The sequence below is a fragment of the Saccharophagus degradans 2-40 genome, from assembly GCF_000013665.1.
Lineage (GTDB): Bacteria > Pseudomonadota > Gammaproteobacteria > Pseudomonadales > Cellvibrionaceae > Saccharophagus > Saccharophagus degradans.
Genome location: NC_007912.1, coordinates 4,522,380 through 4,539,247, shown reverse-complemented (window position 1 = coordinate 4,539,247; position 16,868 = coordinate 4,522,380). Strand labels below are relative to the sequence as shown.

Genomic DNA, 16,868 nt, shown 5'->3' with positions numbered 1-16,868 from the left:
TGTGATTGATGTTAACGAAGCAAACGAAATAGTCGAGGTTACAGAGCAAGACGAAGTGGTGATTAGCCGCACGCGCTTGCCGTTCTCGTTTGCGTCTGAGCACGGTGTGGTAATAGAAGACGGTTGTATATTGCACCGCTCCGATATTTCTGCGCCCATCCTGCTTGAGTTGCGCCGCCATATGGGGCGCCCACTTATTTTAAAGCAAGTGGATGAAGCCGAATTCAAATCGAAGCTCACCAAGTTGTATCAAAGTAACGACGGCGAAGCGCAACAAGCTGTTGACGAAATGGGTGCAGAGTTTGACCTTACCCAGCTCGCAGATGATATTTCTGACGATAGTGAATTGTTATCGGGCGACGGTGATGCGCCGGTTATTCGCTTAATTAACGCGGTGTTGTCGCAAGCGGTACAAGAGCAGGCGTCGGATATTCACGTCGAGCCCTATGAAGATCGCGTCTCTATTCGCTTCCGCGTGGATGGTATTCTTAACGAAGTACTTTCCCCTAAGCCTGTGCTTGCCCCGGTATTGGTATCGCGCTTAAAAGTTATGGCGCGCTTGGATATTGCCGAAAAACGTATTCCGCAGGATGGTCGCATTACCGTTAAGTTAGCCGGTCACGCTGTGGATATTCGTGTTTCGACTATTCCATCTGCCCACGGTGAGCGCGTGGTATTGCGTCTGCTCGACCAAGCCGCAGGCCAATTGGGCTTACCGCAATTGCGTATGCCTGAAGATGTACAAACCAATTTCGAAAAAGCACTGCGCAAACCGCACGGTATTATTTTGGTTACCGGCCCTACGGGTTCGGGTAAAACCACATCGCTTTATGCGGGCCTAAGTTATTTGAATACGCGCTCGCGCAATATTCTTACTATTGAAGACCCAATCGAGTATTTGTTGGCAGGTATTGGCCAAACACAAGTAAATACCAAAGTAGATATGACCTTCGCACGCGGGCTGCGGGCAATACTTCGTCAGGATCCCGATGTAGTCATGATCGGTGAGATTCGCGACCAAGAAACCGCGCAAATTGCTGTACAGGCGAGTTTGACCGGTCACTTGGTGTTATCTACCTTGCACACCAACACCGCAATAGGTGCGGTAATGCGTTTGCAAGATATGGGCGTAGAGCCCTTTTTGTTGTCATCCAGTTTAGAAGGCTTGATGGCGCAGCGTTTGGTGCGTTTGTTGTGCTCTAGCTGTAAAGAGCCGCACGAGGCCAGTGCATCGGAATCTCAGCGCTTGGGCGTGCCCGAGGGCAGTATTGTGTATCGCGCTGTTGGTTGTGATAAGTGCCATCAAACGGGTTACCGAGGCCGAACCGGTATTTACGAATTAATTCCAGTAGACGACACATTGCGTCAACTTATTCACGAAGAAGTGGGTGAGCAGGCTATGTTAGCCCATGCGCGTAAAACCGTGCGCTCTATCGATCAAGACGGTCGAGAAAAAGTGCTGCAGGGTATGACCAGTGTGGAAGAAGTACTGCGCGTTACCGCGCTATCTTAACGGTAAAGGTGTAGAGCTAAGATGGGCGCATATACATATCAGGCTCTGAATGCCAAAGGTAAAAAAGTAAAAGGCATTATCGAGGGCGACTCTGAGCGTCACGTCCGCACGCAGTTGCGCGCACAATCGCTAAAGCCTCTAGATGTAAAATCCTCCTCTGGGCGTAAAAGCTCGTCAGAGAAAACGGCCAAAAGCCACAGCAGTTTTTTTGGTGGCCCGCGTTTAGGCTACCGCGATGTATCGCTTGTTACGCGTCAATTGGCGTCGCTGGTGCAGTCGGGGTTGCCGCTCGATGAAGTGCTGCAATCTACAGCCAAACAATCGCGTAAGCCTGTTGCCAAAAGTGTATTACTGCAAGTTAGGGCGCGTGTATTAGAAGGTATAAGTCTGCATCAAGCCATGGCCGAAGTGCCAAGAGTGTTTGATAACTTATATCGGGCAATGGTGCGCGCCGGTGAATCCTCTGGCTTTTTAGGACCGGTGTTAGAGCAGCTTGCTGAATACACAGAGCGCAGCCAAGAAACACGACAAAAACTTCAAATGGCCATGGTGTATCCCGTGGTTATGTTGGTTGTTAGCGTATGTGTTGTAACCGTACTTATGGTTAAAGTGGTACCGCAGTTAACGCAATTGTTTGAGCGCGGTAAACACGAACTGCCAGGTATTACCAAGGTTTTGGTTGCCACCAGTAATTTTATGGTGGACTACGGCATATTCTTATTTGCCGGTGTGACGGCAATATTTATTTTTATTCAGTGGTTACTTAAAAACGATGCGCGCAAGCTTAAATGGCATCGCACTGTATTAAAGTTACCGGTGATTGGCTCGGTGGTACTGTTGGGCGAAACTGCTCGCTATGCCTCAACCTTAGGTTTGCTTGCGCACAGCGGGGTGCCGCTGTTAGAAGCGCTGCGTATTGCTACTCAAGTACTGTCTAACCGCGAAATGAAACTCGCTAGCGAGCAGGTGTGTATTGCCGTGCAAGAAGGTGGCTCGTTAAGTCGCGCGTTAGATCAGGCTAAAGTATTCCCTCCCTTGTTAGTGCAAATGGCGGCGAGTGGTGAGTCTAACGGCAAGCTAGATGAGCAATTACTGTACGCTGCGCGCAACCAAGAGCGCGAGTTGGAGTTTTCTATTAATACTGCAATGGGCCTGTTGCAACCGGCAATTGTGTTGTTGCTAGCGGGTATTGTTATTTTTATCGTAATGGCAATTCTACTGCCTATATTTGCGATGAACGACATGATTGCAGGTTAGTTTTTACAATTGGTTTGTAAGCGCCACAAGCTTACTGGGTTTTAAGTTAAGGAAATTACAGGTGAAAGTAATGCGAACAAAAAGCGGTAAACAAAAAGGTTTCAGCCTTATCGAGATTATGGTGGTGTTGGTAATTATCGGCCTGCTTATGTCGATTGTGGGCCCGAAAGTTATGGGTGTATTAGGTCAGGGTTACAAGCAAAAAACCCGCGCCGATTTAAAAAACTTTCAGTCAGCATTAAAAATGTACAAGGTAGAAAACTTCACTTACCCAACTACCGAGCAAGGCTTGGATGCGTTGGTGAATAAACCTTCTACATCGCCAGAGCCTCGCAACTACCCACAGGGTGGATACATGGATTCGATTCCTAAAGATGCGTTTGGCAACGATTATCAATACCTAAGCCCAGCAGATTCTCACCCTTACGATATCTATACCCTAGGTGCAGATGGGTTGGCCGGCGGCGTTGACGAAAACGCAGATGTAAGTGTGTGGGACGAAGTAAATTAATTGACGTTATATAGGTTCCCCGCTGTGAATAAACGCAATAAAGGTTTCTCGCTTATAGAAATCATGGTTGTGTTGATGATGGTGGGGCTGGTTTTCTCTTTGGTTTTATTTAACTTTGGAGACGATGGCCCCAGCAAGCGCATGCAAAAAACAGTAGAGGAATTTACTCTTTGGTCTAAATTTGCAGCGGAAATGGCCATTGTAAGTGGTGAACCTATCGGCTTAATTTTAGAGCCGCCAGAGTGGCAAAAAGACCCAGATAACAACGGTTGGTCTTACGCCTGGCGCAAAATGACGCATCAGGGTTGGCAGGAAATAGAAAGTTTGCCAAAGCAGCAAATAGAGCGCGATATATTGCTGGGTATTACCCTAGAAGAGCAGCTTTGGTCCTATAGTGCTGAGGCGCCAGAAATTTCGGAGCCCATAATAGTCTTTTATCCAACCGGTGAAGTTACGCCGTTTGAAATAGAGTTTACCCACGAGCTAGAAAACGATTTGCTCGAAACCGTTGCGGTAAATCTGTGGGGCGAGGTTGTTTGGAAAGAGCAGCAAGAAGTGCTGGATGAAATAAAAGAGCGCAATCTTTAGAGAGCTGTGCTTTTTAAAGGTTACACAGAGGTTTAGGCATGATGTTATCGCGCAAACTTAAAGGTTTTACCCTTATCGAAGTGCTTGTGGCGCTTGTGGTAATAGGTATGGCGCTGCCTGCTCTAGCTCTGCGTTTTCAATCCATGCTCGACCATACCGGTCGCATGGAACAAAAAAATTATGCCTACTGGATAGCGCAAAACAAATTAAATGAAATTCAGTTGGAGCGCAATTTAAAGGGCGCATTTACCAAGATTAAAAAGACCGACGAAATAGAGTACGGCGGAAGAGAGTGGGTCTACTCCATTGAGACTATCGATACCGAAGTAAAAGGTATCTACCGCATTGAAGTAAGTGTTGGTGAAGCCAAAGATCAATGGTTGGCGAGCTTGGCTGGGTTTATAAGTGAATAACTCTAAAGCCAAATGTTCACGTAAGCAGTCGGGCTTTACGTTAATTGAAGTACTGGTTTCTATTACTATTTTAGCCTTGGTTTCGGCTTTGTCGTTTCAAGCATTCGATATGGCCGATAGAGCGAGCGATGTAACCAAGCGCAAGCTACAAGAAATTCAGCGCATAGACCGCTTTTGGTTGGCGTTGGAAATGGATTTAAAAAACGCTTTGGGTTACTCCATGACCACCCCTTATGGGGATAGCTACCCTGCGATGGTGGTAGATAAAAGTGAAAACTATTGGTTGATGTTTTTGCGCGGTGGCAAGGCAAACCCTATGCTTTTTCCGCGAACGGAGATAACCCGTGTGGGCTATCGCTATGAAGAAAACACTATTTGGCGGGACTCGTGGGTAAACCCCGCGAACCCAGACCCAGATGAAGCCTTTGCGCAAAAAATGCTTGAGGGTGTAAGCGAAATTATTGGTGAAGTGCTTCCGCCACAGGCGCGCTCAATTGATAACAACGCATGGCTAGAGCGTTGGCCTCCGCAAGGGCAGCCACAATTATTACCCGTTGCAATAAAAATTACGGTAATACTTGAGGATGAACGAGAGATTTACCGAATTTTTAATTTGGTAGAGGGCCTTTAGTATGCCGTTGAAGTATACAAATAGGCCAACGAAATCCCCCGCGCCAAGCAAAGAAAAGGGCGTGGCTTTGGTATTGGCGGTGATGATATCCGCAATTGTAGTGGCCATTAGTGTTAAAGCGAGTTGGCACTTTGATATGGGCTTAACGCGTTCGGCCAATCGTTGGCACAGCCAGCAGGCTGATGCGTATATGGTTGGCTTAGAAGGTTTGGTGCACAGCGCACTCAAAGTAGATAAAGAAGAGACTGAGTACGATCACCTTGGTGAATTTTGGGCAATGGAGCAGCCGCCGTTCCCAACCGATGAAGGCGGCTATATAAAAGGTGTAATTGAAGATGCTCATGGGCGACTTAATTTAAACCTGCTAGCTAAAAAGGGCAATCAAAAACCCGGTGCACCTTTGCACGAAAAATACACCACAAGCCAAAAGCGTTTTATACGTTTGTTGCAAACCATAGAACTGGAAGAAGGTGAATTCTTAACAGAGGGCGATGCGGTAACACTTACCGACGCAGTAATAGATTGGATAGACCCAGATAACGATGTATCGGGTTTTGGCGGTGCGGAATCGGACTACTATTCGAGTTTGGAAATACCAATTCAAATAGCCAACCGGCCGATGATAAGTGTAAGCGAATTAATGGTTATAAAAGGTATGACGCCGCAGCTCTACCGCGGTTTATTGCCCTACGTTATTGCATTAAATGATCCAACCGCAATGACAAATATAAATACCATGTTGCCACCGTTGTTGCGCACGCTGAACAGCCCAGAGTTACTCGTGCCGCTCACAATTGAAGAAGCTGAGCAAATGGTGGAGGGGCGAGGTGCCGAAGGTTTTGAATCGATTGAATTCTTTAAAGATTCAGATGTAGTAGCAATGGTGCTGGGGTCGGGGCATGGAAATAACCCCGCAGTAAGCACAGAGGATTTAACAGTAAACAGCGACTATTTTTTGCTCTTTGGCGAGGTAATGGTTGGTGATCATACTCGACGTAGCAATGCCCTGCTTTTTAGAGCGGGCGATAAAGTTGTTACCCTTCGCCGTACAGACGCGAATTTTTAACAGGTCATAAAAAGTGAACGAGAAAATATTTGCCAGACAATTAGATAACGGCCTATGGCAGTGGCGCTTAGCCGATGAGCAAGGCAACTGGCTAAATGAAGATTGCTTTACTGGCGATAACGAAGCGCTGGCGGAATCCTTGGGTGATCGCGCATCGCCCGTTGTGCATCTTATTCTGCCCGGTACAAATGTAGTGGCTACCAGTGAAACGGTAGAGCCTTCTATTAAACGTCATTTAGCTAAGTTACTTCCGTTTGAAATGGAAGAGCAAATTATTGACCCAGTAGACGACATCCATTTTGTATTTGGCCCAGTAGAAGGCGACCGCGTTGAAATGCTTTACGCGCACGCAGATTGCGTGGCGGGCGCTATTGCCTCTCTGGAAGAAGTTAATTGCGATATTCAACGTATTTTGCCCGATTACCTGCACCTGGTACGCGAGCCCGTTGGCGCTATTTTGGTATTGGATGAAGGCGTACTTTATTGCCGCACTTCAGATAACGACGGCTTTGCAATAGATGAGTCGGCCGCTCCTATTGTGGTTAGCCAGTTAAAGCACGAGTACGATTTTACGGGTGTTATCGAGCTAGTAGCAGAAACAGAAGAGCTAGCGGAAGCCATGAAATCTTGGTTGCCTGCTAAATGGTTAGATGAGAATGGCCCAGAAATACGCCTGCGTGAAGGTAACTTTTGGAGCAGTATTTCTCCGCTGCATTTGTGCCCCACATTTAATATGCGTCGCGGCCGTTTTGCTCGCCAATTGCCCATCATGCGCTGGGTTAAAGATTGGAAAGTACCCGGCTATGTAGCGGCGGCGGCTTTTGTTTTGGCTATGGCAGCAGTAAGCCTAGAGTACTTTCAAGCAAAGGCGCAATTTGATCGGGTGCGCTCCGAAATTTTCGCAGTGTATAAGCAAGTTGCACCTAATGGCCGCTCTAGCGACCCTGTGCGTGCAATGGAGTCTATGGTTAAAGGTCAGGGCGGAAAATCTGAACCTACCAACGTGATGATGCTTATAGACAGCACCGCAAAGGCGCTAAAAAATACGCCTGAAGTTAATCTAACCAGCATGCGTTATTCCGGCGATCAAAAAGAATTGCGTGTGAATTTAGAAACCAAAAATTTCTCCGATTTAGAAACATTGCGCACAGCCATAGCCAAAATGGGTTTGGCCGCTGAATTGTTGCGCGTGAGTGCGCAAGGTGAAATCCAGCAAGCAAGCATGAGTGTTGCTGAGGAAAAATCATGAATTACGTGAATGAATTTAAAGAGTGGTGGGGCAACGCTTCCTCCCGCGATCAAATATCGCTGGTTGTGTGCTCGGTGTGCGTTGCACTCTACATATTATTTATGGGCGTACTTTCACCGCTTTACGATATGCGTGACGCACAGGTGCGCTCACACGAATCTGCAGTGGTTACTTTGGCGCGCGTAAAAGAGTTAGCGGCACAAATTAAAGGCAGCGGCGAAGGTAATGGTCGCAGCGGTGGCCCTTCTATTGTTGACTTGGTTGATTCTAGCTTGCGCAGCCATGGTTTGCGCTTATCCAATATGCAACCAAGTGGTCGTTCAGACGTGCGTTTGCGTTTGGATGAAGTGTCGTTTAACAGTTTGCTTGCATGGCTAAATGAAATGGAAGTTGAAAAGGGTCTGCAAGTTAAAGATATGTCCATTGCAGAAAGCTCCAATATTGGGATGGTATCCGTTACGCTTCGGCTCCACCAAGAAAACTAATTAGCGTTAACCTACTTATATGGCAAATATACTTAAAAAATTCGCCCGTTTACTCGTTATTCTTGCGTTAGTGGCGTACTTTCTGTTTTTGGTTTTATCGCGTGTGCCTGCGGCCTATGCGGTATCGGCTGTGCACAATGCTGTACCCAACTTATGGTTAACCGGTGTGCGCGGTACTTTGTGGAACGGCCAAGCCGGCGCAAGCCAAGTAGACATAGCGGGCAACCCTATTGCGCTAGGTAAAGTGTCTTGGACCCTGAGCCCATGGTCTTTATTAGTGTTAAGCCCATGCGTGGAATTTAAGGCGAGTCAAGCCAGACAAAATATTTCGGGTAAGTTATGTCAGTCGGCCGGCGGTACAACCAAGCTAAAAAATGTATCGATTGATGGCTCAGTAGCTATAGTCAATGCGTTGTTACCTAATGGTGGCAAAGCGAGTGGTACAGGCTCTATAGAAGTCATTTCGGCTGAGGTCACACCGCAATCCATTCAAAAAATGGACGCACGTGTTAGCTGGCAGAACGCGCGCGTATTCGCCGATGGCACTTGGTTTTCGCTTGGCTCTTATGCGGCTAATGTAAAAGAAAATGGTCGCGGCGGTTTAGCGGCAGATGTATTTGACTTGGATGCCCCATTTCAAACCAAGCTAAATGCCGATTGGATGGCCAATCAAGGTTGGAAGCTAAACGGCACGGTTAAACCGCTTAGCAATGCGCCAGAACTTTTGGTGCAAGCACTGCCTGTTATTGGTGAAGAGTTAGAAGACGGCGCCTATAAAATAGTTTGGTAAGTGCTTGTGCGCTTATGGATAGTTTGAATCAATCCTTTTCATTGCTGGTCGATTAAACGCAATAGTTAATGTGTTATTTAAGTGGTGGTTGCGGCTATACTTGGCCGCACGCTTCCACACCGAGAAGTAAATGGATTTAACATGCGCTACCCCACTCGCCTTGCTGTAGGTTTATTTATTTATGTTGCGTTAGCCTCTAACGCATGGGCGCTATGGCATAGCGAAACCCAAGGAATAATGGGCACGGAAATCTCCGTTACCTTATGGGATGAAAACCCCGAGCACGCCAAGCTTGCCATTACATCGGTAATGACCGAAATGGAGCGCATAAACCAACTGCTTTCGCCCTATCTAGAAACCAGTGAGCTGGCGCGCGTCAATCGCGATGCAGCTACAGCCCCGCAAAAAATCTCTGAAGAATTTTATTGGCTAATCCATCACTCTTTACGCGTAAGTGCATTGAGCGGCGGAGCTTTTGATATTACCTTCGCCTCTGTTGGTTGGCGTTACGATTATCGAGCACATCAACAACCGCAAGAAAATGAAATAAAAAATTTATTACCCGCCATCAACTATCGCTTGATTGTATTAGACGAAAAAACACGCAGTGTATTCTTTAAGCATAAAAATGTGCGAATTGATTTGGGGGGTATTGCTAAAGGGTACGCGGTTGATAACGCAATTAAAATACTGCGCACAATGGGGGTCGAACACGCTAGTGTTAGTGCCGGCGGGGATTCTTATTTACTGGGCGACAGGCAAGGTAGGCCGTGGGTAGTGGGCATTAAAAACCCAAGGGCAGAGGATCCAGCCGCCAAAGCTGCGATTCGCATTCCGTTAACCGATACGGCTGTGTCTACCTCTGGCGACTACGAGCGCTATTTTATTGATGAGCATACTGGCGAGCGCGTGCACCATATTCTAAACCCCAAAACCGGTAAGTCAGCTTCGGAAGTGACCAGTGTAACTATATTGGCGCCACGGGGGTTAGATTCAGACCCGTTATCTACAACAGTATTTGTACTGGGAGTAGAAAAAGGGCTAGAGTTGGTCAACAGTTTGCAAGGAGTGGACGGCATAATTATAGATCGCCAAGGTAAGGTGCATTACAGCGCCGGCCTCGCGCCAGCCGAAGCTGCAGCTGCAGACTGATAATCGAACAATAAGGTCGGCGCAAAAACAATCCGCTCGATCGAAATCAAACGTGTGTCACATTACACGTAAAAAGTTACGCGCAGGCCTAGACGATAGCGCTATTTTTTTTAATGTAGGTTTGAATGGTAAGCCGCCTTCTGGCGTTATTATCCTTGCTTAACCTGTTATTGGAGAGTGACCTTGAGAGTTAATAACTGCCAAAATTTGGCATTTTGTGGGTCCAAACGCCTATTAGAAGGCCTTGGTCTTGGCGTGTTAAACCTTTTTCGGTTTGGTGCCCTCGCAATGTGCTTGGCGGCGGGCGCAGCATTTGCGCAAGATGAAGCAGCTGAGGGCGAAACAGAACAAGCTGCTGTGACCGAAGCCACGGCATCACCGCTTAGCGAAGATATTGAAGACCTTAAAAAAGCAGCACTAGAATTAAACCGTGACCTGCTCATCCTTGAAGAGGAACTGCTGTTCCCTGCCAACACCCAAATGGTGGTGTTTTTATCTATGGATGTAGGCCAATTTTTCACCCTGGATTCCGTAAAGCTTAAAATAGACGATCAAGTTGTTGCTTCGCACCTATACACCGAGCGCGAAAATGACGCGTTAATTCGCGGCGGCATACAGCGTTTATATATAGGCAACGTTAAAACGGGCGATCACGAAATTACTGCGGTTTTTACCGGTAAAGGCCCAGACAGCCGCGATTACAAACGCGCCGCCACCATGGTTGTTGAAAAAGACGACGACCCAAAAATGCTGGAGCTTCGCATACGCGACGCGACTTCTAACATGCAGCCGGAATTTGATATTAAAGAATGGGAGCTGTAAGTGTCGCCAAACGCGGGCTGCTAGCTGTTTGCCTTGCGTTACCTTGTTCGGCCTTCGCTAAAGAAGAGCCTCTTACTGCTGTGGCCGATTTGCGCTACGGCGTTGCCCTGTATCACTATTTTCAAGAAGAGCACATTACCGCTTTCTCGGAATTGCTGCTGGCCAAACAGCGCGGTGGTGTGCGCGGCCACGGTGATAACCCCGATATTATGGAGGGTGGCTTTGCCCTCGCGTACGGGATGGATCAGTACGCAGGCGATATATTTGAGCGCGTTTTAGAGCAGAATCGGCCAGTGCATGTGCGCGATGCTGCTTGGTTTTACCTTGCGCGTATGCGCTATCAGCAGGGCGACTGGTATGCCGCAGAAGACGCCGCCAATCGCATCAGCCCCAAACCCGCCAAGCATATTGCCAACGAACTTACCTCGCTGCGCGTGAGCACAGCCATTAAGCAGGGCAACCTAGCGCGTGCAGAATCTATCTTGGCCAAGCAGCAGCCTAAGCAAGGCTGGCTGCCTTATTTGTATTTCAATTTGGGCTCGGCGTGGGCGCGTCAACAAAACTACACCGCCGCGTTGGCTTACTATTCAAAGTTCGAAGAAGAAGAGTTTAAGCTCGAAGAGCATCGCTCCCTTTACGATAAAGCCATGACCGCTTCTGGTTACAGTTTGCTATTTGCCGGCCGTCCTCACGAAGCTATTTTGCAGTTTTCTAAGGTGCGTCTCGATAGCCCGTTGTCGAGTCGTGCGTTACTTGGGTACGGTTGGGCCGCAGCGGAGCTAGACGATTACACCGAGGCACTAAAACCTTGGTATCACCTCTCTACCTTATCGTTAGTGGATGCCAATACCCAAGAGGCTTTGGTAGCTGTGCCCTATGCCTACGAACAGTTGGGCAAAGAGGGGTTGGCGCTTGAGCATTTTCAGCGCGCAGAGGGTCGCTTCTCGGCGGCGTTAGTTGAAATTGACGATATTATGGCGAACTTACAGGGCGACTCCATGTTGGAGGTGCTCAAAATTAGTCGCAGCCAGCGTTTAGATTGGTTGCGCTACGCCAAAGAAAATCAGCTAACCCCAGAAATTAGCTACTTAGTGGCGCTTTTTTCGCGAGAAGATTTCGAAAAGGAAGTGCACGAACTGCGCGACTTACTCGCCATTCAAAATACCTACAACAACTGGCTAGAAAAACTTACCTTTTACACCGATATGCTCGATGCGCGCGAGTTTGATCGCACCGCAAAAATGCAGTACCTGGCCGAGCAGCAGTTAACCGAGCAGATTAACGAAATGGTTGCCAAGCGCGAATCCATGGCAGCGAAAATTGAGCAAATCAAGGCAAGCAATGATTATTTTGCGCTAGCCAAAGGCGAGGAAGCCGATTTAATCCACCGCGTAGAGCGATCTGCAGCCACTATTGAATTAGTGCGCGACTCAGATCCGTTTATTGACGAAACCGAAGAAGCCATGCGCCGCTATCGCGGTATTTTATTGTGGAATGCCAGCCGCCAGTTTTCAGACCGTTTATGGCACGCCGAAAAAGTATTGGCGCAGTTGGATGAAACGCTTACTCAAGTTCGAGCTCGTCACCAATCTATTCAAAAAATTGTGGGTCAGGCGCAGGATATTTCGCCCTACCTTCAGCAGCTAGATATAGCCCACAATCGTTTAACCGCAGAAAAAGCGCGTATAGATCGCGCGCTACTTGCCAAACAAGATACGCTGCGCGACAAAATTTACGATGTGTTAGAAACCCAACGCTACAACATTCTGCAGTACTTGGCGCAAAGCCGTTTGTCTATAGCTCGCCTTTACGATAAAGCCAACAAGCAAGCCGATTACGATGCAGTGGAGGACGGCCAGTGAAACGTCTTCTTCTAGCTAGTTTAGTGGTTGCCGCAAGCGGCTGTAGCATGTTTAGCGACGATGGGCCAAAGTATGGTCGCACCTTGGCAAGCTTAGAGGCCGCCTCAGTACCCGACGACTTAAACCCAGTGCCGCGGGTAGAGCTTGGCGAAATTGAAAAAAGTTATCGCTCGGCGTTAGAAGTGGCGATCGACCCTGAAATACGCCACAAAATTCTTATTCGTCTAGCCGATATAGAAATGGCGCGCAGCGAAAATCGCCAGCTTACCGCCGAAGAACAGGGGGAGTTTTTTGGCGGCGCTATTACCATGTATCAAGAATTGCTTGAGCTAAACAAAGCGCGACAAGGTGTGGATGACACGCCAACGAACGAGCGTATTTTGTATCAGCTTTCTAAGGCTTATGCGTTAGATGGTAAGCTCGATGAATCCAATCAAGTGTTGGGCGCTTTGGTTAGCGACCACCCAGAATCAGATTACGCTGCAGAAGCTGAATTCCGTCGTGCCGAGTTAGCCTTTAGCGAAGGTGACTATGCCCTTTCGGAAAAACTGTACGCCCAGGTTATGGCGCGCGGCAAAGAAACCCCTTTCTACTTAAACGCTGTGTATATGCACGGTTGGTCGCAATTTAAGCGCAATAGTTATCGCGCGTCTATTCGCTCCTTTACCGAAGTGTTAGATACGGTTTTGGTCGAAGGGCAGTCGTCGGAAGAAATGAGCAACAGCCAAAAAAATATGGCAGCAGACACGTTGCGCATTGTGGCTATTGTGTTCTCGTATATAGACGGTGCCGAAACCATTACCGAGGTGTACAACAATTTAGGCCAGCGTCACTACCAATATATGTTGTATATGCAATTGGGTGACTTGTACTTAGAGAAGCGCCGTTATCGTGATAGTGCCGATACCTATCGCCATTACGTAAAGCATTTCCCAACTACAAACCAAGCGCCAGACTTTAGCGTAAAAGCCATTGAGGTATATAACCTCGGCAATTTCCCAAGTGAAATTTTGCCGGCTAAAGAAGAGTATGTGCAAAACTACGGCATTAATAGTGAGTTTTGGGCACAGCGCAGTGAAGAGCAGCGCGCCCCGCTAAAGCCGTATTTACGCCAGTACATAGAAGAACTTTCGAGCTACTATCACAGCCGTGCTCAAGCACTTGTTACTGCTGATGCAGAATACAAACGGCTTAAGGCGCGGGGCGAAAAGCCTGAACGAGGTGAGTTGGTTAAACCCGACGACGCATTACCGGTTTATTTAAAAGCGGCTGATTTTTATAATCAATTCGTGCGCACCTTCCCGCAGGATGAGAAAACGCCAGAAATGGCCTTTCTTATGGGCGAAGCCTATTTTGAGGCAGGCTACTACCCAGAGGCGGCAGATGCATATGAAGCCGTTGCCTACGATTACCTAGATAAAAAACGCGGAGGTGAAGCAGGCTACGCTGCCATCATTACGCTCTCGAAACTGGTTGAACAAACTCAAGAGCAAACGCAAGCAGCTTGGGCTAAGCGTAAAATTACCAGCTCGGTTAATTTTGCCGATTACTATCCAACGCACCCACAAGCGGTTGCAGTGCTTACGCAAGCATCGGAAGATGTATTTAAAAGCGGTGACCTAGATAGAGCCGTTATTTTATCGTCACGGGTTGTTGCTTGGCAGCCAGAACCTGATAAAAACTTACGTAAAACTGCACTGCTAGTGTTGGCGCACAGTCAGTTTGATTTAAATGTTTTCGACGCAGCCGAAACAGCGTATCGCCAAGTGCTTGCCCTGCAAGAGGCAAACGACCCAGAGCGAACTGCAATTATTGAGCGTATAGCTGCAAGTATATTCCGCTCGTCTGAATTGCAAATTGCCGGCGGCGATAAAGCTGGTGCTATTGATAGGCTGTTATCCATTCAAGCTGTTGCGCCAGATAGCGACATTGCCATCAGCGCGCAGTACGACGCTTCGGTTTATCTTATGGAGCTAAAGCGTTGGGATGAAGCGGAAAATGTGCTTACAACATTTAAAACCCGTTACCCCACCAATAGTTTGTCGCGCGATATACCCGCTAAGCTCGCGTTTATTTACCAAGAGTCGGAGCAGTGGGATAAAGCCGCAGCGGTATTAGCCAAAATGGCTAGCGACGAATCGGACCCAGAGTTGCGCCGCCAATCGCGCTACCTTTCTGCCGAGCTGTATGAAAAATCTGGCCGGCCCGCAAAAGCCATCGAACAGTATCGCGATTACGCGCACAACTACCCGCAGCCATTTGGATTGGCGACAGAAGCGCGTTACAAGTTGGTTACCCTGTACGAGCAAGCGGGTGATTCGAGCAAACGCCGGTTTTGGTTAAAAGAATTAATTGCCGAGAATAAAAAAGCGGGCGACAGCAAAACCGCGCGCTCTAATTATTTGGCGGCAATGGCAGCATCAGAATTCGCCCAAGATGATTATCTTGCCTTTAATCGCATTAAGCTAAATCAGCCGATTAAATCGAGCCTTAAAAAGAAAAAGGCAGCCCTCGATACCGCGCTTAAATCCTATAAAGGGGTTATAGATTATGGCGTGGCGGAATTTGCAACTTTAGCAAATTACCGCATTGGTGAAATTTATCGTCAGCTTAGTAGAGACTTGATGGACTCCGAACGCCCGCAGGGTTTAGATGAATTGGCGTTAGAGCAATACGAAATATTGATTGAAGAGCAGGCCTACCCCTTCGAAGAGAAATCGATAGATATTCACGCGGCCAACGTTAAACGCACCCGCGCAGGTATTTACGACGACTGGGTGAAAGAAAGCTTTGCGGCACTGGCAAAATTACTGCCCGCACGCTACGGCAAAAAAGAAGAAGCACTGGAGGTGAGTGATGCTTTGTTCTAATGGGCAGTTAAAGCGCGCGCTTACCCTATGTTGCGCATTGGCGTTATTAGTTGTTGCGGGTTGTACATCTTCGCCGAGCAAGAAAGACGAAGCCGAGCAAGCGGCAACAGCCGAAGGCGAGGAAACCCCATTTGTGTTAATTCCAAGCCCCTACCAACCCAAGGGTTCTGCACCTAGCCAGGCGAAAAAAGAGTTTGCTGCCGCGCAAACCGCGATGAAAGAAAAACAATGGCAGCAGGCAGAAAACATATTGCTGTTAATGACTGAGACTTACCCAGAGTTATCTGGCCCGTATGTGAACCTAGGTATTGTTTACCTGCAAACCAAACGCTACGAAGAAGCGGTTAAAGCGCTTGAGTTCGCGATAGAAACCAACCCTACCAATATGGATGCTTACAGTCAGTTGGGTTTGGCGTACCGCGAGCAGGGCCTATTTGAGCAGGCGGATATGGCCTACCAAAGCGCCTTGGAGGTATGGCCGCACCACGCAGATTCACTTAAAAACTCCGCGATACTCTACGATTTATATTTAGGTAAATTGCCTGAAGCGCTAGAGCGCTATAAATTATTGGCGCAAATTCAGGGCGAGCCAACGCGCGAGCTTAAAGGCTGGATTATCGACCTCGAGCGACGCATCGCCAATGGAGACGATTAATGAATAAACGACTAGGGTTAATAGCTATTACTTGGCTAGTAATAGGTTGGACGCATAATGCCGTTGCGCAAGAAGATGAAGTAGTGAATATCAGCGCAACTGTTACAGGCAACCAAGAGCAGCCTAAAGTACTTTATATTGTGCCGTGGAAGCAGGCAGAAGATAAAACAATTTTATATCAGCAACTTAATACGCGTTTAGAGGCCGTGTTTGGCCATGTAGAACGCCGCGAGCATATTCGTCAATTAGAGTTGTTAAACGATTTAGCTGTTGCAGAAGCGCCTGCAACTGAAAAATAATTTTTAAAAATATTAGGGTTTACAACTGGAGGCAACACCAATGAATACAATCATTAGCTTTTTCCAAAACGGTGCGGAGTTTATGTATCCAATCGCATTGGTTTTGGTGGTGGGTTTGGCTATCGCGATCGAGCGTTTTATCTTTTTAACTAACGCGAAAGTATCTAACCGTCGCGCCTTTGACCGCATTTTGCCTTTGTTGCGCAAAAAAGACTACGGCGCGGTTGTTGACCTAGCGCGTCAATCTAAAGCGCCAGTTGGGCGTATTGTTGCCGCCGGTATAGCGCGCTTACAGCAAACACCGCGTCGCGATGAAATTGAATACGCGATGGAAGAAGGTGTTATGGAAGCGGTGCCACGTTTAGAAAAGCGTACGCCTTATCTCGCTACACTAGCCAACATTGCAACCCTGCTTGGTCTTTTGGGTACCATTATGGGTTTGATCGAAGCATTTACCGCAGTGGCAAACGCCGATCCAGCAGTAAAGGCAACGCTACTTTCAAACAGTATTTCTCTCGCCATGAACACCACTGCATTCGGTCTAATTGTGGCAATTCCATTGCTTATGCTGCACGCAATGTTGCAAAGTAAAACTACAGAAATTGTAGATAGCTTAGAAATGGCTGGCGTGAAGTGCTTGAACATTATGTCTGCAGCAAATGCTTTTGCCGCAAAATCTCGCTCTACAGACGCAGCTAAGTAAGC

At 47.7% G+C, this 16,868-nt stretch carries 17 protein-coding genes; all 17 read left to right on the top strand.

Features of this window, described 5'->3' with window-relative positions:
* Positions 1 to 28: 28 nt before the first annotated feature.
* Positions 29 to 1,513: a type II secretion system ATPase GspE gene (gspE, locus tag SDE_RS18705; protein ID WP_158303904.1), complete on the top strand. Its 1,485-nt coding sequence runs from the start codon at positions 29 to 31 to the stop codon at positions 1,511 to 1,513.
* A gap of 21 nt (positions 1,514 to 1,534) precedes the next feature.
* Entirely contained in the window at positions 1,535 to 2,770 is a 1,236-nt protein-coding gene (gene gspF / locus SDE_RS18700) for a type II secretion system inner membrane protein GspF (protein WP_011470048.1), read from the top strand.
* A gap of 70 nt (positions 2,771 to 2,840) precedes the next feature.
* Positions 2,841 to 3,281: a type II secretion system major pseudopilin GspG gene (gene gspG / locus SDE_RS18695; RefSeq protein ID WP_011470047.1), complete on the top strand. Its 441-nt coding sequence runs from the start codon at positions 2,841 to 2,843 to the stop codon at positions 3,279 to 3,281.
* 24 nt (positions 3,282 to 3,305) lie between these two features.
* Complete coding sequence (gene gspH / locus SDE_RS18690; RefSeq protein WP_011470046.1) at positions 3,306 to 3,869, top strand: type II secretion system minor pseudopilin GspH; 564 nt, start codon at positions 3,306 to 3,308, stop codon at positions 3,867 to 3,869.
* A gap of 38 nt (positions 3,870 to 3,907) precedes the next feature.
* Positions 3,908 to 4,282, top strand: a complete 375-nt coding sequence (gene gspI, locus SDE_RS18685) for a type II secretion system minor pseudopilin GspI (protein WP_011470045.1) — start codon at positions 3,908 to 3,910, stop codon at positions 4,280 to 4,282.
* Complete coding sequence (gspJ, locus tag SDE_RS18680; protein WP_011470044.1) at positions 4,275 to 4,913, top strand: type II secretion system minor pseudopilin GspJ; 639 nt, start codon at positions 4,275 to 4,277, stop codon at positions 4,911 to 4,913. Before gspI ends, gspJ begins: the two co-directional genes overlap by 8 nt.
* 1 nt (position 4,914) lies before the next feature.
* Positions 4,915 to 5,979, top strand: coding sequence for a type II secretion system minor pseudopilin GspK (gene gspK, locus SDE_RS18675; protein ID WP_011470043.1), 1,065 nt, complete (start codon positions 4,915 to 4,917; stop codon positions 5,977 to 5,979).
* Positions 5,980 to 5,992: 13 nt separating this feature from the next.
* Positions 5,993 to 7,228 (top strand): type II secretion system protein GspL, encoded by a 1,236-nt coding sequence (gspL, locus tag SDE_RS18670; RefSeq protein ID WP_011470042.1) that lies wholly within the window; start codon positions 5,993 to 5,995, stop codon positions 7,226 to 7,228.
* Positions 7,225 to 7,713: a type II secretion system protein M gene (locus tag SDE_RS18665; RefSeq protein ID WP_011470041.1), complete on the top strand. Its 489-nt coding sequence runs from the start codon at positions 7,225 to 7,227 to the stop codon at positions 7,711 to 7,713. The genes gspL and SDE_RS18665 overlap by 4 nt, the downstream gene beginning before the upstream one ends.
* Positions 7,714 to 7,732: 19 nt before the next feature.
* On the top strand, positions 7,733 to 8,503 hold the full coding sequence (locus SDE_RS18660) for a type II secretion system protein N (RefSeq protein WP_011470040.1): 771 nt from the start codon (positions 7,733 to 7,735) through the stop codon (positions 8,501 to 8,503).
* A gap of 141 nt (positions 8,504 to 8,644) precedes the next feature.
* Positions 8,645 to 9,655 (top strand): FAD:protein FMN transferase, encoded by a 1,011-nt coding sequence (locus tag SDE_RS18655; protein WP_011470039.1) that lies wholly within the window; start codon positions 8,645 to 8,647, stop codon positions 9,653 to 9,655.
* 288 nt (positions 9,656 to 9,943) lie between these two features.
* A complete protein-coding gene (locus SDE_RS18650) occupies positions 9,944 to 10,477 on the top strand; it encodes a hypothetical protein (RefSeq protein ID WP_011470038.1) in 534 nt (177 codons plus the stop codon).
* Positions 10,465 to 12,339, top strand: coding sequence for a tetratricopeptide repeat protein (locus SDE_RS18645; protein ID WP_011470037.1), 1,875 nt, complete (start codon positions 10,465 to 10,467; stop codon positions 12,337 to 12,339). The genes SDE_RS18650 and SDE_RS18645 overlap by 13 nt, the downstream gene beginning before the upstream one ends.
* Entirely contained in the window at positions 12,336 to 15,209 is a 2,874-nt protein-coding gene (locus tag SDE_RS18640; RefSeq protein ID WP_011470036.1) for a tetratricopeptide repeat protein, read from the top strand. The genes SDE_RS18645 and SDE_RS18640 overlap by 4 nt, the downstream gene beginning before the upstream one ends.
* Positions 15,196 to 15,864, top strand: coding sequence for a tetratricopeptide repeat protein (locus SDE_RS18635; RefSeq protein ID WP_011470035.1), 669 nt, complete (start codon positions 15,196 to 15,198; stop codon positions 15,862 to 15,864). Before SDE_RS18640 ends, SDE_RS18635 begins: the two co-directional genes overlap by 14 nt.
* Positions 15,864 to 16,163 (top strand): hypothetical protein, encoded by a 300-nt coding sequence (locus SDE_RS18630; protein ID WP_011470034.1) that lies wholly within the window; start codon positions 15,864 to 15,866, stop codon positions 16,161 to 16,163. Before SDE_RS18635 ends, SDE_RS18630 begins: the two co-directional genes overlap by 1 nt.
* Before the next feature lie 40 nt (positions 16,164 to 16,203).
* Entirely contained in the window at positions 16,204 to 16,866 is a 663-nt protein-coding gene (locus SDE_RS18625; RefSeq protein WP_011470033.1) for a MotA/TolQ/ExbB proton channel family protein, read from the top strand.
* Positions 16,867 to 16,868: the final 2 nt, after the last annotated feature.

Bases quoted from the DNA above. Each gene is read 5' to 3' on its own strand.
- gspF (WP_011470048.1), top strand. From the start codon at position 1,535: ATGGGCGCATATACATATCAGGCTCTGAATGCCAAAGGTAAAAAAGTA.
- gspG (WP_011470047.1), top strand. From the start codon at position 2,841: ATGCGAACAAAAAGCGGTAAACAAAAAGGTTTCAGCCTTATCGAGATT.
- gspI (WP_011470045.1), top strand. From the start codon at position 3,908: ATGATGTTATCGCGCAAACTTAAAGGTTTTACCCTTATCGAAGTGCTT.
- gspK (WP_011470043.1), top strand. From the start codon at position 4,915: ATGCCGTTGAAGTATACAAATAGGCCAACGAAATCCCCCGCGCCAAGC.
- SDE_RS18665 (WP_011470041.1), top strand. From the start codon at position 7,225: ATGAATTACGTGAATGAATTTAAAGAGTGGTGGGGCAACGCTTCCTCC.
- SDE_RS18660 (WP_011470040.1), top strand. From the start codon at position 7,733: ATGGCAAATATACTTAAAAAATTCGCCCGTTTACTCGTTATTCTTGCG.
- SDE_RS18655 (WP_011470039.1), top strand. From the start codon at position 8,645: ATGCGCTACCCCACTCGCCTTGCTGTAGGTTTATTTATTTATGTTGCG.
- SDE_RS18650 (WP_011470038.1), top strand. From the start codon at position 9,944: ATGTGCTTGGCGGCGGGCGCAGCATTTGCGCAAGATGAAGCAGCTGAG.
- SDE_RS18645 (WP_011470037.1), top strand. From the start codon at position 10,465: ATGGGAGCTGTAAGTGTCGCCAAACGCGGGCTGCTAGCTGTTTGCCTT.
- SDE_RS18635 (WP_011470035.1), top strand. From the start codon at position 15,196: ATGCTTTGTTCTAATGGGCAGTTAAAGCGCGCGCTTACCCTATGTTGC.
- SDE_RS18630 (WP_011470034.1), top strand. From the start codon at position 15,864: ATGAATAAACGACTAGGGTTAATAGCTATTACTTGGCTAGTAATAGGT.
- SDE_RS18625 (WP_011470033.1), top strand. From the start codon at position 16,204: ATGAATACAATCATTAGCTTTTTCCAAAACGGTGCGGAGTTTATGTAT.